Origin of the sequence: Nocardioides dubius (genome assembly GCF_039528155.1) — a bacterium.
GTDB lineage: Bacteria > Actinomycetota > Actinomycetes > Propionibacteriales > Nocardioidaceae > Nocardioides > Nocardioides dubius.
Genome location: NZ_BAAALG010000017.1, coordinates 11,318 through 25,174, shown reverse-complemented (window position 1 = coordinate 25,174; position 13,857 = coordinate 11,318). Strand labels below are relative to the sequence as shown.

The 13,857-nt window shown below is 70.3% G+C and carries 14 protein-coding genes; 2 read left to right on the top strand and 12 right to left on the bottom strand.

Going from position 1 to position 13,857, the window contains the following annotated elements; translation table 11 throughout:
* From ABD151_RS19970 to ABD151_RS19915, 12 genes are all read right to left on the bottom strand, one after another.
* On the bottom strand, nucleotides 1-1,561 hold a 1,561-nt coding region (locus ABD151_RS19970), incomplete at its 3' end, for an ABC transporter permease (RefSeq protein ID WP_343996614.1).
* Nucleotides 1,562-1,565: 4 nt separating this feature from the next.
* Nucleotides 1,566-3,077 carry an ABC transporter substrate-binding protein gene (locus tag ABD151_RS19965; RefSeq protein ID WP_343996613.1) on the bottom strand — a complete coding sequence of 504 codons (1,512 nt, stop codon included), beginning with the start codon at nucleotides 3,075-3,077 and terminating at the stop codon, nucleotides 1,566-1,568.
* A 100-nt stretch (nucleotides 3,078-3,177) separates the two neighbouring features.
* Complete coding sequence (locus ABD151_RS19960) at nucleotides 3,178-3,549, bottom strand: carboxymuconolactone decarboxylase family protein (protein ID WP_343996612.1); 372 nt, start codon at nucleotides 3,547-3,549, stop codon at nucleotides 3,178-3,180.
* Nucleotides 3,550-3,559: 10 nt separating this feature from the next.
* A complete protein-coding gene (locus ABD151_RS19955; RefSeq protein WP_343996611.1) occupies nucleotides 3,560-4,432 on the bottom strand; it encodes an NAD(P)-dependent oxidoreductase in 873 nt (290 codons plus the stop codon).
* On the bottom strand, nucleotides 4,429-5,178 hold the full coding sequence (locus tag ABD151_RS19950; protein WP_343996610.1) for an SDR family oxidoreductase: 750 nt from the start codon (nucleotides 5,176-5,178) through the stop codon (nucleotides 4,429-4,431). The genes ABD151_RS19955 and ABD151_RS19950 overlap by 4 nt, the downstream gene beginning before the upstream one ends.
* A complete protein-coding gene (locus tag ABD151_RS19945) occupies nucleotides 5,178-6,653 on the bottom strand; it encodes an aldehyde dehydrogenase (RefSeq protein WP_343996609.1) in 1,476 nt (491 codons plus the stop codon). Before ABD151_RS19945 ends, ABD151_RS19950 begins: the two co-directional genes overlap by 1 nt.
* Complete coding sequence (locus tag ABD151_RS19940; RefSeq protein ID WP_343996608.1) at nucleotides 6,650-7,303, bottom strand: hypothetical protein; 654 nt, start codon at nucleotides 7,301-7,303, stop codon at nucleotides 6,650-6,652. Before ABD151_RS19940 ends, ABD151_RS19945 begins: the two co-directional genes overlap by 4 nt.
* Nucleotides 7,304-7,394: 91 nt before the next feature.
* Entirely contained in the window at nucleotides 7,395-7,589 is a 195-nt protein-coding gene (locus tag ABD151_RS19935) for a ferredoxin (RefSeq protein ID WP_343996607.1), read from the bottom strand.
* The gene (locus tag ABD151_RS19930; RefSeq protein ID WP_343996606.1) at nucleotides 7,586-8,965 is read right to left on the bottom strand and encodes a cytochrome P450; all 1,380 of its coding nucleotides are present in this window, start codon (nucleotides 8,963-8,965) and stop codon (nucleotides 7,586-7,588) included. Before ABD151_RS19930 ends, ABD151_RS19935 begins: the two co-directional genes overlap by 4 nt.
* Complete coding sequence (locus tag ABD151_RS19925) at nucleotides 8,962-9,738, bottom strand: SDR family oxidoreductase (protein WP_343996605.1); 777 nt, start codon at nucleotides 9,736-9,738, stop codon at nucleotides 8,962-8,964. The genes ABD151_RS19930 and ABD151_RS19925 overlap by 4 nt, the downstream gene beginning before the upstream one ends.
* Nucleotides 9,735-10,940 (bottom strand): cytochrome P450, encoded by a 1,206-nt coding sequence (locus ABD151_RS19920; protein ID WP_343996604.1) that lies wholly within the window; start codon nucleotides 10,938-10,940, stop codon nucleotides 9,735-9,737. Before ABD151_RS19920 ends, ABD151_RS19925 begins: the two co-directional genes overlap by 4 nt.
* Entirely contained in the window at nucleotides 10,937-11,518 is a 582-nt protein-coding gene (locus ABD151_RS19915; protein ID WP_343996603.1) for a TetR/AcrR family transcriptional regulator, read from the bottom strand. The genes ABD151_RS19920 and ABD151_RS19915 overlap by 4 nt, the downstream gene beginning before the upstream one ends.
* Nucleotides 11,519-11,669: 151 nt before the next feature.
* Here ABD151_RS19915 and ABD151_RS19910 point away from each other — a divergent pair, with 151 nt between their 5' ends.
* Nucleotides 11,670-11,990: a hypothetical protein gene (locus ABD151_RS19910; RefSeq protein ID WP_343996602.1), complete on the top strand. Its 321-nt coding sequence runs from the start codon at nucleotides 11,670-11,672 to the stop codon at nucleotides 11,988-11,990.
* 99 nt (nucleotides 11,991-12,089) lie between these two features.
* Complete coding sequence (locus tag ABD151_RS19905) at nucleotides 12,090-13,601, top strand: FAD-dependent oxidoreductase (protein ID WP_343996601.1); 1,512 nt, start codon at nucleotides 12,090-12,092, stop codon at nucleotides 13,599-13,601.
* Nucleotides 13,602-13,857: the final 256 nt, after the last annotated feature.

The window sequence follows — 13,857 nt, the reverse complement described above, 5'->3', positions numbered from 1 at the left end:
AGAGGCCGCCGGCCAGGCCGGCGATCCCGGCGGAGACCGCGAAGAGCGCAACCCGGAACCAGCGTTGGTCCAGGCCGAGCGTGGTGCAGGCCGACGGGCTGTCGCGCAGGGCGATCAGCAGCCGGCCGACGACGCCGCGGCGCAGCGCCAGCACGGCCAGCGAGGTCAGCACCAGGAAGCAGACCATCACCAGGACGTAGCCGCTGGTGGACTCGATCCGCACGCCGAGGATGGAGAGACGCTCCGCACTGAGGGCTCCGTTGAAGCCGAAGGCCCACTCCTCCTGGAAGATCATCTTGTCCATCAGCACGCCGAACGCGAGGGTGGCCAGCGCCAGGTAGAGGCCGGTCAGGCGCAGCACCGGCAGCGCCACCAGGGCACCGACGCCGGCCGCGATCAGGGTGGTCAGCAGCAGGCCGTAGAGATTCGGCTCGTCCAGCTTGGCGTAGGTGAGCGCCCCGACACCGGCGAAGGTCAGCTGCGCCAGCGAGACGTGGCCGCCGTAGCCGGTGAGAAGCACCAGCGAGAGCATCACCATGGCGAAGGTCGCGGCGGTGCCGACCAGCAGCAGGTTGGCCTCCGACATGCCGGTGGTGATCGCGATGACGAAGACGATCAGCCCGGCACCGCAGAGTGCGGCCCGGCGCAGGGTCGGCACCGGAGCCGCCACCGTGCCCTTGACCTGGCCGATCCGCAGCTGGGCCTGGGGCAGCAGGATGAGCAGCAGGAACAGGAAGAGCGCCGGGATCACCGGTCGGATGCCGGCGATGAAGCCCTCGGTCGGCAGGTAGCCCACCGCCAGGCTCTCCAGGATGCCCAGCGCCATCGCTCCGGCGAAGGTCAGCGGCAGGCTCTTGAGCCGGCCGAGCATCGCCGCCGCATAGGCGTTGATCACCAGCAGGGTCAGTGCGTAGTAGTCGAGGCCGACGACGGGCGCCAGCAGGATGCCGCCGAGCGCGGCCAGCGACATGCCGATCGCCCAGGCCAGCTGTGCGACCCGGTCCGGCTGGCCGCCGAAGAGCTGCAGCAGCTCGGGGTTGTCGACCGCGGCGCGCATCGCCGTGCCGACCCGGGTGCGGTTCAGCAGCAGGTAGAGCGCGAGCGCGACCACCATGGAGCAGACGATGGTGATCAGCTGGTGGGCGGTGATGTAGGTGTCACCCACCTGGTAGCCGGACTCGGGCCGGAACGGCAGCAGGATCCGCGACTGGGGCGGCCACAGGTACTGGGCGACGCCGATCAGCCCGACCAGCAGCCCGACGGTGACCACCAGCGAGACGCTGACCGGGGCCGAGCCGAGGTTCCTGGTCACGAAGCGCTGGATGAACCAGCCGATCGCCGGCGCGACCACGCCCAGCACCAGGAACAGCGCCAACCAGGTCGGCATCCCCTGCCGGACCGAGAAGTCCCAGAAGGTGAAGGCCAGCACCATCCCGAAGGCACCGTGGGCGATGTTGAAGACCCGGGTGGTGGCGTAGGTCAGGACCAGGCCACTGGCGGCGATCGCATAGGCCGCCCCGGTGAAGACGCCGAGGACGACGAAGGCGAAGAACCCGCTCACCGGCTCAGCCCCCGATGCCGGTGGCGACCATCGGCGCGCAGAGGTAGTCGCCCGGGCTGACCTGCTTCCAACTGCTGCCCTGGAGCTGGATCACCTTGCTGCACTCGGCTCCGAGCCCGCGACCGATGTGCTGCTTGGCGTGCAGCCCGTTGCCGGTCCAGTTGTCGACCCCGCGCAGCGCGGAGATCATGTTCTTGCGGTCGAGTCGCCCACCGAGGGAGAGCGCCTTCTCCACGAAGAGCCGGGTGGCGGACCAGGCGTAGAGGCCGTACATGTTCGGCGCCGCGCCCGGCTTCACCTGCTGCAGCCAGGAGAGGTAGAGCTGCATCTCCTTGTTGTTGGCCTCGAACATGTCGTTGGTCAGGTAGACGAAGGTCTTGTCGCCGACGCCGCCGGCCTGGTCGACGTAGCGCTTGTCGTAGACGGTGCCGTCGGCCAGCATCACCTCGGGGCTGAAGCCCTGCTGCTTCATCGCCTGCTGCAGCTTGACCGTGTTCTGGTACGGGCCCTGGTAGTAGACGAGCTTGATGCCCTTGCTCTTCATCTGCTGCACGTACGGCGCGAAGTTGAACTCGGCGACGTCGATGCCCTGCACGTACTTCACGCCGTAGCCGATCTTGCCCCAGGCAGAGGCCAGCGACTTCGCGTTCGGCGGCGCGGCGCCTGCGTTGATGTAGAGCACGGCGGCGCTGTCGGTGGCGCTCTTGTACTTGCTGCGCAGCCACTTGGCGTAGGCGACGCCGATCTTCGAGGTGTCGACGACCTGGGTGGCGAAGCAGGTGCTGCACTTCTGCCGCTCGGGGTTCACGATCGTGGAGCGGATGTCCGGCAGACCGCAGCTCTGGGCCGTGGCCGCGCCGCCGGAGTCGAAGGCCGACATCGAGCCGACCGCGGCGAACGCCTGGTCGCACGCCTTGAGGTAGGCCTGCTGGTCGGCGCCGGCATCGGCCCGGGTGTCGAGGGCGAGCACGTCGAGCTTGCGGCCGCAGATGTCGCTCTGGGAGTTGAAGTAGGCGACGTAGGCACGGGTGCCCATCTGCGCGGACTCGAAGATGCCCGGCACCGGCCCCGACAGGTCGGAGGCGTTGGCCAGCAGGATCTTGTCTGCGGTGATCCCGGTCTGGTTCTTGAACCCGTTGCAGCTGCCCTTGGGGCCGTCACCCGTTGAGGCGTTCTCGCCCTTCACCGGCGCCGCCCCGGGGTTGCTGCCCGGAGCGGCGTCGTTGCCGGTGTCGCCCGGCACGCTTCCCGTGTCGCCAGAATCGCCGACGTCGGCACCGGAGTCACCGGTGTCGCCGAGGCCCGGGTCGCCGGGAACGCCGGCATCGGTGCCTGGGGCCCCCGAATCCGCCCCAGGATCGACATTGCTGCCGGCGCGCACCGTGCCGTTGGCACGAGCGACGTCATCTGGTGCCACCTGCGATCCGCAGGCGGCCAGGGCCAGGGTCAGTGCGATGCCGAACGCAGCGGCACCGGCCGCCTGGCGGCGCCCACCGACTCGTCGAATGCCAGTCATCTGTCTCGATCCTCACGGAAGCGGTCTGCACATGTCTCAACGAGGGTTCTATTTGAAAGTTATGACCTGGCTCACACTTCCGAGCAGGTTTTTAGCGCGCTCAGCGCTGCTTGGCGATGGTCTCCTCGACCAGGCTGTTGAGCCGGGCGCCCACCGGCCACCCGGCGTAGTGCGAGAGGAAGATGACGATCTCGCGCAGCGCTTCGGCGTCCAGGTCGCCGGCCTGGAGCGCGGCCGGGACCTGGATCCCCATCACGTCGTGCGCTCCGGTCCCGGCCAGCAGACCGATCAGCAGCAGCCGGCGGTCGCGATCGCTGAGCCCCGGACGGGTCCAGATGTCGGCGAAGAGATGGTCGGCGGTGTAGCCGAAGAAGTCACCCTCACCGTCGGACATGGTGAAGCCGTAGACCTCCTCCATCTTGGTCAGGCCACGGCGGCGGGTCTCGGGCAGGTCGGCGAAGCGCTCGGTCATCTCGGTCCTCTCAGATCCTCTGGTCGGCGGGCAGGCCGAGGCCGGTGCCCAGGCGTTCGAGTGCGAGCCGGGCCAGCGGCGTCTCCACGCCCAGCCCCTCGGCCAGCTCGACGGCGAAGCGCAGGTCCTTCTCCCCCAGCGCCCGGACATGGCTGAAGACGTCGAACCAGAAGTCGTCACGCTCGATCGGCGCGGCGGTGGCGCGATGCATGATCGCGCCCGGCCCTCCGGTCACGGTGTCGGTGTGCCGGACCACCTCGCCCAGGGCGAGCAGGTCGAGCCCGGCCGCCTCCGCCAGTCGCTGCGCCTCGGTGGCGGCGGTGAAGGAGACGAAGTGCATCAGGTTGCGGGCCAGCTTGAACCGGGTGCCGGCACCGATCTCGCCGGCGTGGACCACCTTGGTGCCCATCGCCTCCAGCGCCGGACGGACCGCGGCGAAGCCCTCGGGCGATCCGCCCGCCATGATCGCCAGGGTCCCCGCAGCGGCGCCCATCGCGCCGCCCGAGACCGGGGCGTCCAGCACGGTGACCCCGACCTCGGCCGCGGCAGCGGCGAGCTCCGCCGGGGTGGTCGGAGCGACGGTGGAGTGGATCACCACGGTGCGCAGCGTCGGCGACTCGGCGCTGCCGACGGCGGCGATCAGCTCTGCCAGCACCGCACGGACCTGGTCGTCGTCACGGACCATGACGCAGACCGTCTCCACGCCGTCGGCGAGCGCGGCAAGGCTCTCCGCGACCCGGGCCCCGGCCGCCGCCAGCTCGGCGAGCGGCACCGGGTTGAGGTCGAAGACCGCCAGCTCGGCGCCGTCCGCGGCGGCCAGCCGCAACGCCATCGGCCGGCCGATGTCACCGAGGCCGACGAAGCCGACCCGCAGGGCGCTCACGAGCGGAACACCTGACCGCCGTCCACCGCCAGGATCTGGCCGGTCACCCAGGAGGCGTCGTCGCTCAGCAGGTAGAGGCAGGCGCCGACCATGTCCTCCGGCTGCCCCATCCGCTTGATCGCCAGCGAGTTGCGCACGATGTCGTGCGCGGCGTCCCCGGCCTGGGTCCGGGTGGCGGCGGTGTCGGTGGGGCCCGGCGCGATGGCGTTGACCCGGATCCGCATCCCGCCGAGCTCGTGGGCGAGCTGCTGGGTGAGGCCGTTGATGCCGACCTTCGCCAGACCGTAGAACCCCGAGTAGAGCCAGGCCGCGGTCGAGGACTGGTTGACGATCGCGCCGCCGCCACGGGCCTGCATGTGCGGATAGCAGGCGCGGGTGACCACCAGTGCGCCGTCCATGTTCACGCTCATGAAGCGGCGGTAGTAGTCCCAGTCCACGGTCACCAACAGGTCGAAGGCCATCTCGCCGTAGATCGCGGCGTTGTTGACCAGCAGGTCGATCCCGCCGAACGCCTGCACCGCGGCCTGCGCCATCGCATTCGCCGACTCCGGGTCGGAGACATCTGTGCGCACGAAGATCGCCCGGCCGCCGTCCGCCTCGATCTGCTTGGCGACGGCCTCCCCCGCGTCCACGTTGAGGTCGGCGACGACGACCGCTGCGTCTTGTGCGGCAAGGGCCTTCGCGTACGCCTCGCCGATCCCCTGCGCCGCCCCGGTGACGACGGCGACCTTCTCCGCGAACCTCATCAGACTCCCCTCTCCGCAGGCTCTGCCAGCGTCTTCATCTCCAGGTACTCCTCGAAGCCCGCCACGCCCATCTCGCGGCCGAGGCCGGACTGCTTGTAGCCGCCGAACGGCGCATCGGGGCTGAACCAGACGCCGCCGTTGACGGCGATCGTGCCGGTCCGGATCCGTGCCGCCACCGCTCGCGCCCGCTCCAGCGAGGCCGAGTCGACCGACCCCGACAGTCCGTAGGGCGAGTCGTTGGCGATCCGCACCGCGTCGTCGTCGCCGTCGTGCGCGATCACCACCAGGACCGGGCCGAAGATCTCCTCCTGGGCGAGCCGCGAGGAGTTGTCCAGGCCCGCGATCACGGTCGGCTGGACCCACCAGCCGTCCTGGTCGATCACCGCGCCGCCGGTGGCGAAGGTGGCACCCTCGGCACGCGCGATCTCGAAGTAGGCGGCGATCCGGTCGCGCTGCGCCCGGGAGATCACCGGACCGCAGATCGCGCCCGGGTCGGCCGGGTCCTTGGCACCGATCGACTCCATGGTGGCGGCGGCCACCGCGACCGCCTCCTCGTAGCGCTCGCGTGGCACGACCAGCCGGGTGGTCAGCGCACAGCCCTGGCCGGCGTGGATGCAGGCCGCGAAGGCGGTGGCCCCGGCGGCAGCGGCGATGTCGCCGTCGTCGAGCACGATCGCGGCCGACTTGCCGCCGAGCTCGAGGAAGACCTTCTTCAACGTCGGCGCGGCGGCCGCCATGATCGCCCGGCCGGTCGCGGTGGAACCGGTGAAGGAGACCATGTCGATGCGCGGGTCGCTGGCGAGCACGGCGGCCACCTCGTTGGAGGACGGCGTGACGATGTTGAGCACTCCGGCCGGGATGTCGGTGTGCTCGGCCACCAGCCGGCCGAGCTCGCAGGCCACCCACGGAGTGTCCGGTGCCGGCTTGAGCACCACCGTGCACCCGGCAGCGAGGGCGGGTCCGACCTTCGCGAGGTTGATCTGGGTCGGCACGTTCCACGGCGTGATCGCGGCGACCACTCCGACCGGCTCGCGCAGCACCCGGCGCCGGGTCGCGATGCCCATCGGCGCGGCCTCGCCCAGGTCGGCGCTGAACTCATAGTCGGCGAGCAGGTCGGCGACCCACTTGAGGCCGTCCACCGGGACGTCGAAGCCCGCGGCGCCCATCATGAAGCTGGGCATGCCCACCTCGGCGGTGGTCAGCGCGCGGAAGTCGTCGGCGTGCTCGAGCAGTGCCGCGTGCAGTTGGCGCAGGCAGCGCAGCCGGAGCTCGCGGTCCGTCGACCAGTCGCTCTCGTCGAAGGCGCGGCGGGCCGCCGCGATCGCGGCCTCCACGTCGGCGGCGGTGCCGTCGGGGGCGGTGCCGATCGCCGCACCCGTTGCTGGGTTGAGGATCGGGTAGCTGGTGCCGTCGCTGGCTGCGACCAGCTTGCCGTCGATCAGCTGTTGTGCGGCCGGTGCGGCCAGGGCGGTCATGCGGTGGCCTCCTCGGCCGGCGCGACGCTCGGTGCCGGCGACTGGGTGACGTAGTCACCGCGCTCGACCGGCGGCGGCCAGACCGTGGAGGGCAGGTCGTCGTAGTGGTAGTGCCCGGGCACCTCGTGGCCGAAGACCGACATCCGCTTGAGGAGCGTGTCGGAGGCCTTGTTCGCCCCCAGGATCTGCATGAAGGTGTGCGTGGTCGACGGCATGTCGAACCAGTCGCGCTGCCAGGCGATCTTGATCTGGCCGGCGTCCGCGCCGGAGGTCTGCCGCTCGACGCCGAACCAGGAGCCGCCGATGCCGAGGATCTCGTACTCGGATCCGGTGGCGTCGTCGACGATCCCCGAGCGCTGCTTCCAGAAGCCCAGCACCATCGACTTCTGCTCGTCGATCATCGTGCAGACGTAGTCGTAGTGCCAGCCGTCGAAGCCGTCCATCTCGATGCCGATCGCCCAGTCCCGGATCTGGTCGCGGCCCACCGCCATGAAGTGCTCGTCGTGGCTGTACATCCAGCCGTAGTTGGCGTCCTCGGCGTAGGAGTCGGCCAGCACCCGCCAGTCCCCCGTGCGCTCGGCCTCCCGGTTCACCTCCAGCCAGCCCGCCCAGAACTCCTCGATCTCCGCCCTGCTCAACTCGCCACTCACACCCATCACTCCATTCCCGAACCTGCGCTTGTTGCGCCCGAACCTGCGCTTGTTGCGCCCGAACCTGCGCTTGTTGCGCCCGAACCTGCGATCAGCCGGTGACGCTCAGAGCCATCGCCGGGCAGTACCGGACGGCGGCCGCGACCTGCTCGCGCAGCTCCTCGCCCGGCGCCTCGTCGAGCAGGACCACCACGTCGGCGTCCCGATCGAAGCCGAAGACGCTCGGCGCCTCGCCCTGGCACATCTGGTGGCCCTGGCACAGGTCGGCGTCCGCCTCGACCCTCATCGCGTCCGCCGGCGATAGCGGACCCGGCACGGCTTCTCGAGCTGGATCACCATCTTGGAGGTGTCGTCGCGGTACGACTCCGAGGGCTGCGCCATCTCGAAGGCGTAGTCGCGCAGGATCACCGAGAAGATCGCCTTGAGCTGCATCATCGCGAACGCGTTGCCCACACAGCGGTGCTTGCCGGCACCGAACGGGATCCAGGTCCACCGGTTCTGCAGGTCCTCCTGGCGCGGGTCCAGGTAGCGCTCCGGGCGGAACTCGTCCGGGTCCGGGAAGTCCTCGCCGATCCGGTTCGAGACCCGCGGCGTCGCCCCGACCATCGTGCCTGCCGGGATCGCATGGCCGCCGAGCTCGATCTCCTCCTTGGCGACCCGCAGCAGCAGCACCAGCGGCGGGTGCAGGCGCAGGGTCTCCTTCAACGCCGCCTCCAACTGCGGGATCGCCCGCAGCGCTTGGAACGAGACCTCGGAGCCGTCCGCGTAGAGCTCGTCGAGCTCGGTCACCACGCCCTCGAGGACCTCGGGGTTGCGGAGCAGCTCGATCAACGTCCAGGCCGCCGTCCCGGACGACGTGTGGTGGCCGGCGAACATCATCGAGATGAAGATGCCGGTGATCACGTCTGCGGTGTAGTAGGCCGACCCGTCCGGGTTCTTCAGCGAGATCAGCACGTCCAGCAGGTCGCGCTCCTCGCGCGGCACGGGGCCCCGCACCACCCGCTTGTCGATGATCGCCTGGACCAGCTCGACGAGCTTGATCCGCGCGGCGTCACGGACCCGGAAGGACTCGATGTCGGCGTACGCGTCGACGTAGGCCAAGGCGTCCGTGCCGCGCTCGAGGTCGTGATAGTGATGCGCGAACGAGGCATCGAGCTCCTCGCGGAACGGCTTGCCGATCAGGCACGACGACGTCGTGTAGATGGTCAGCTCGGCGAAGAAGTCGAGCAGGTCGATCTCCCCCTCCTCGCCCCACTCGGCGACCATCCGATTGATCTCGCCCTCGATGGTCGCGGCGTGGCCGCGCATCATGTCGCCGCGCAGCGCCTGGTTCTTGAGCATCTCCTGACGCTGCTCGGGCGTCGCGTCGAAGACCACGCCCTTGCCGAAGATCGGCGTCATGAACGGGTACGCCTCGCCCTGGTCCAGCAGGGAGTCCGGTGCCCGGAAGAACGCCTCGTTGGCCTCGGCGCCGCTGACCAGCACGACGTCGCGGTCCGCCAGCCGGAAGCGGCCGACGTCGCCGCACTCGTCGCGGACCCGGTGCAGCAGGCCGATCGGATCGTCGCGCAGGTCCTCGAGGTGGCCGTGTTCGTGACCGGGGAACCGGCTGGAGACCTCGGGGATCCCGGCCAGCGCGTGGGTCTCGGTGGTGATGCTCATGGCTTCTCCAGTTCGATCTCGGGTTGCACTTCGACCAGCGGGATGGAGGATCCGCGCGGCATCCTGACCATGGTGGCGATCACGTCGGCGACGGCGTCGGGCTTCATGAAGTGGCCGCTGCGGGTGAACCCGAGCTTGCTCCAGCCGCCGAGCACCATCGCGGTGTCCTCCGCGTTCCAGTCCATCCCCATGCCGGTCCAGGTCGGGCCGGGGCGGACCACGCCGACCCGGACGCCGGTGCCCTCGGTCTCCAAGCGGAGCGACCGGGCGAAGCCCTCGATCGCCCACTTGGTGGTGGCGTACGACGACATGAACGGGCGCACCGCGTCGGCGCAGTCCGAGGAGAGCAGGACGACGTCGCCACGACGTCGCTCGACCATCCCGGGGACCACCGCGGCGACCAGGCGCTGCACGCCGATCACATTGATCTCGACCTCCTCGGCGAAGGTCGCGGACGCCGTCTCCACGATCCGGCCGGGGCGCAGGATCGCGGCGCTGCAGACCAGGGCCTCGATGTCGCCGAGCGCCTCGGTGCTGGCGGCCACGAACGCGTCGACCGAGCTCTGCGAGGCGAGGTCCAGCGGATGGGCGAACGCCTCGCCACCCGCCTGCTCGATCCGGGCCGCCACCTCGGCGCACTGCTCGACGCGACGTGCGCCCAGCGCGACCGGATGCCCGAGCCTGGCAAGGGATTCGGCCGTTGCGACTCCGATGCCCGAGGAGGCACCTGCCACGATCACCGGACGCCGGTCCGGGTGCGCCCCGAAGCTCATCGCGCCTCCACCCGGATCGGGAGCGATGCGAAGCCGCGCACATTGGTGGAATGGACCCGCACCGCCGCGTCATGGTCGACGTCGATCCGCCCGACCCGGCGCACCAGCTCGGCCAGGGCGATCCGGGCCTCCAACCGAGCGAGGTTCGCGCCCAGGCAGAAGTGCCGACCGCCGCCGAAGCTGACCAGTTGTGCCAGCTCGTCCTTGTCACGATGGAGGTCGAAGCGGTCGGCGTCGGTGAAGACCCGCTCGTCGCGGTTCGCCGAGCCGAGCACGATCATCACCTTCGATCCGGCGGGCGCCACCACGCCGTCCAGCTCGAAGTCGGCGAGCAGGTGGCGCGCGATCATCTGGCTGGAGGTGTCGAAGCGCAGCGTCTCCTCGATCCAGACGTCCACCAGATCGGCTCCGGGAGCGAGCACCGCTCGCGCCTGCTCGGGATGGGCGGCGAGGTGGAACAGCGCGTTGCCGAGCAGCTTCGTCGTCGTCTCGTTGCCGGCCACCACCATCAGGAAGAGGAAGGCGATGATCTCCTCGTCATCGAGGCGGTCGCCATCAATCTCGGCCTGGCAGAGCGCGGAGGTGAGGTCGTCGGTGGGGTGTGCGCGACGGGCGGTGACCATCTCGGCGTAGTAGGCCACCAGGTGCAGCGAGGCCTCCATCCCGGCGACGGGGACGTCCCGCACGCCCTCCTCCCGGTGCACCACCAGATCGGCCAGCCGGCGGATCTCGTCGCGGTCGTCGACCGGCACGCCCATCATCTCCGAGATGACGTCCATCGGCAGTCGGCCGGCGAAGTCGGTGATCCAGTCCAGATCCCCTTGCAGGCAACGGTCGAAGTACTGCTCGGTGAGGGTCTGGATGCGCGGCGCGAGCTCCTGGACCCGGCGCGGCGTGAAGCCGCGTGAGACCAGCTTGCGCAGCCGGGTCTGGCGCGGCGGGTCCATCGCCAGGAAGCTCATCACCTTGTAGGCGTCCGGCCGCCACGCCGATGCGTCGAGGGAGACGCCCATGGCGTTGGAGAAGCGGGTGTCGTCCCGCAGCGCCCGCACCACGTCGGCGTGCCGGGTGATCGCCCAGAGGTCGTCCTTCGCGTTGTGGTGCAAGGGATCCGTGGCGCGCAGCTGCGCATAGACGGGATAGGGGTCGTCCTGGAACCCGTAGTCGTACGGGTCGAAGCCGACCGCGGTCGAGGTGCTCATACGTTTCCCTTCAGGATCACCGCGTTCACGGCGTCGAGGCGATCAGCGAGCTGCCCGTACGGAACCAGCCCCATGCCGGCCTGCAGCAGCACGCCGGAGAAGGCGAGCACCAGTGCGTCGACGACGTCGGGGTCGCGCTCCGCGCCCAGCGCGAGCTCGAAGCGGCGCACGAACTCGGCGCCGATCCGCAGCCGCAGCCGCTCGACCTCGGGGTCGCTGCCGAGCAGTGCCGGGGTGACCGCGGCCGCGATCTCGGGCTCGGCCACCATCAGCTCGCCGTACTGGCGCACCACGGCGCGGACCCGCTCCCGGGCGCCGTCTGCGTCGCTGAACGCCGGCGGCTCGACCGCCACCAGGGTGCGGAAGAAGAGCTCGGCGAAGAGGTGGTTCTTGCTCGCCAGGTAGGTGTAGGCGGTGGCCGGCGAGACGCTGGCGCGGGTGGCGACGCTGCGCACCGTCAGCGCTTCGTGCCCCACCGCACGCAACTCCTCCGCGCCTGCGATGAGCAAGCGCTCGAAGGTCTCGGCCTGGCGGGCATTGAGCCCCGACCGCGCTTCACTGGACACCTGACTGGACATGTGTCCAGTAGAGCGCGAGGCCTGTCCGCTTGGCAAGCACTTCCGCGAAATTCCCCCGAGGGCGCTGTAGGTGCGCCCTCGGGACCGAGCGCGGCGCGCCCCCGCCCATCGGCGTAGGCTCGGAGGGCTCTCCACAGACAGGGGTCTCACCATGGTTGCCAGCCGCGCCGCCCGCGAACGGAAGGCGGCCGCCGACGCCGGACCGCTGGCCCGGGTCGCGATCACCGTCGGCGACGACGACGCGTTCGTCTACAAGCTCAACTGCGTGCGCTGCAACGTCCCCGACCGCGGCTACTGGTCCACGTATCGCAACGGTGCGGACAACGGCTACCTGGCCGCGATGGACCGCTGGATCTTCCACCTGCACGAGAAGCACCGTGACCAGGAGGCGCCCTGCCTCACCTACCTGCCCGCAGCGCAGCAGCGGCTCCACGAGCGGCGACTCGCGCAGGAGGCCGACCAGGGCGACTGAGCACCCTTGCTGCTCCCCACCACTGGGATCTGCCAACCGTGGAGCCCCAGACACCCCTAGCGTGTGAGGTGGAACATACCCACTGCGCGAGGAGAACGAGTGAGCAGCGAGCAGGTCTTCGACGTCATCGTGGTCGGTTCGGGAGGCGGCGCCCTGGCTGCGGCCCACCTGGCCACCAAGCACGGACTCTCGACCGCCGTCGTCGAGCGCACCGACAAGGTCGGCGGAACCTCCGCCTACTCCGGTGGCGCCTGCTGGCTCCCCGGCACCCAGGTGCAGGCACGTCTCGGCATCGCCGACTCCACCGAGTCGGCGCGCACCTACCTGGGCGCCCTGCTCGACGACCCCGACACCGCGAAGGTCGAGGCGTTCCTCGCCGAGGCGCCCCGGCTGGTCGCCGAGCTGGAGGAGGACGAGCTCATCGAGTTCGAGTTCACCCCCTTCCCCGAGTACTACGACCGTCCCGGCCGGGTCTCCGGCGGCCGCTCCATCCAGCCCTCCAACATCCTGCGCACCGACCTCCCCGAGCAGGTCGACGCGCTGCTGCGCCCGCCGGTCGAGCGCGACCGCCAGGGCCAGGGCGGACGCCGCACCCTGTCGGGCGGCCAGGCCCTGATCGGCCGGCTGCTCGCCGCCTTCGTCCGTGACGGCGGCACCGTGCTCACCGGGCACACGATGACCGAGCTGACCCTGGACGGCGACCGCGTCAGCGGCGTCGTCGCGCAGACCGAGGCCGGCCCGGTCACGCTGACCGCGACCCGTGGCGTGATCCTCGCCAGCGGTGGCTACGAGGGCTCGCAGGAGCGCCGGGAGGCGCGTGGGGTGGCCGGCTCCGCCGCCTGGACGATGGCGCCGCGCGGCACCAACCAGGGCGAGCCGATCGACGCCGCCGCCGCCATCGGCGCGGCAACCGGGCTGCTCGACGAGGGCTGGTTCTGCCCCGGCCTGGCGCAGCCGGACGGCTCCGGCACCTTCACCCTCGGCTTCCGCTCCGGGGTCATGCTCGACGCCGACGGCCAGCGCTACGCCAACGAGTGCCTGCCCTACGACCGCTTCGGCCGGGAGATGGCTGCCGACCCCAAGCGGATCCCGTCCTGGTTCGTCTTCGACAACGCCGAGGGCGGCAACCTGCCCGCGATCGCGATGCCTGAGGGCGACCACGAGGCGCACTTCGCGGCGGGCACCTGGATCACAGCCGACACCTTGGAGGAGCTGGCCGAGAAGCTCGAGATGCCGAGCCTGCCTGCCTCGGTGAAGCGCTTCAACGAGTTCTGCGAGACCGGCGTGGACGAGGACTTCGGTCGCGGCGCCGACGAGTACGACACGTTCTTCTCGTTCGGCACCGGCGCCAACAAGGCACTGAACCCGGTCGCGGTGGCACCGTTCTACGCGGCCCGGTTCGTCCTCTCCGACCTGGGCACCAAGGGCGGCGTGGTCACCGACGCCGCCGCCCGCGCGCTGCGCCCTGACGGTTCCGTGGTCGAGGGCCTCTACGCGACGTCGAACGCCACCGCGTCGCTCTTCGGTGCCTACTACCCCGGCCCCGGCGCGCCGCTCGGCTCGGCAATGGTCTTCGGCTCGCTCGCCGTCCGCGACATCCTCGGTTCCTGAGCGCTCACTGATAGCCGCTTGGGTGGCAGCTAGCTCCCGCTATCAGGGAGCTACCTGCCACCCAAGGCAGGCAGACTTGGAGATGTATTTGGGCCTTGCGGCCCGGCGGAACCGGTCGGGCCCACGAATCGCCGAGTTCGCGCGCAACACGCGCAAGTTCGGGGTTAACACGCGCAGGTTCGGGGGTTAACAAGCGCAAGTTCGGGTGGGGGTGCTGCCGCGCCAGCGCTTGAAGGCGACGATGAAGCTGGACGCC

Coding starts and splice junctions, on each gene's coding strand:
- ABD151_RS19915 (WP_343996603.1), bottom strand. CDS start 11,518: ATGTCCAGTCAGGTGTCCAGTGAAGCGCGGTCGGGGCTCAATGCCCGC.
- ABD151_RS19925 (WP_343996605.1), bottom strand. CDS start 9,738: ATGAGCTTCGGGGCGCACCCGGACCGGCGTCCGGTGATCGTGGCAGGT.
- ABD151_RS19960 (WP_343996612.1), bottom strand. CDS start 3,549: ATGACCGAGCGCTTCGCCGACCTGCCCGAGACCCGCCGCCGTGGCCTG.
- ABD151_RS19965 (WP_343996613.1), bottom strand. CDS start 3,077: ATGACTGGCATTCGACGAGTCGGTGGGCGCCGCCAGGCGGCCGGTGCC.
- ABD151_RS19935 (WP_343996607.1), bottom strand. CDS start 7,589: ATGAGGGTCGAGGCGGACGCCGACCTGTGCCAGGGCCACCAGATGTGC.
- ABD151_RS19945 (WP_343996609.1), bottom strand. CDS start 6,653: ATGACCGCCCTGGCCGCACCGGCCGCACAACAGCTGATCGACGGCAAG.
- ABD151_RS19950 (WP_343996610.1), bottom strand. CDS start 5,178: ATGAGGTTCGCGGAGAAGGTCGCCGTCGTCACCGGGGCGGCGCAGGGG.
- ABD151_RS19920 (WP_343996604.1), bottom strand. CDS start 10,940: ATGAGCACCTCGACCGCGGTCGGCTTCGACCCGTACGACTACGGGTTC.
- ABD151_RS19910 (WP_343996602.1), top strand. CDS start 11,670: ATGGTTGCCAGCCGCGCCGCCCGCGAACGGAAGGCGGCCGCCGACGCC.
- ABD151_RS19930 (WP_343996606.1), bottom strand. CDS start 8,965: ATGAGCATCACCACCGAGACCCACGCGCTGGCCGGGATCCCCGAGGTC.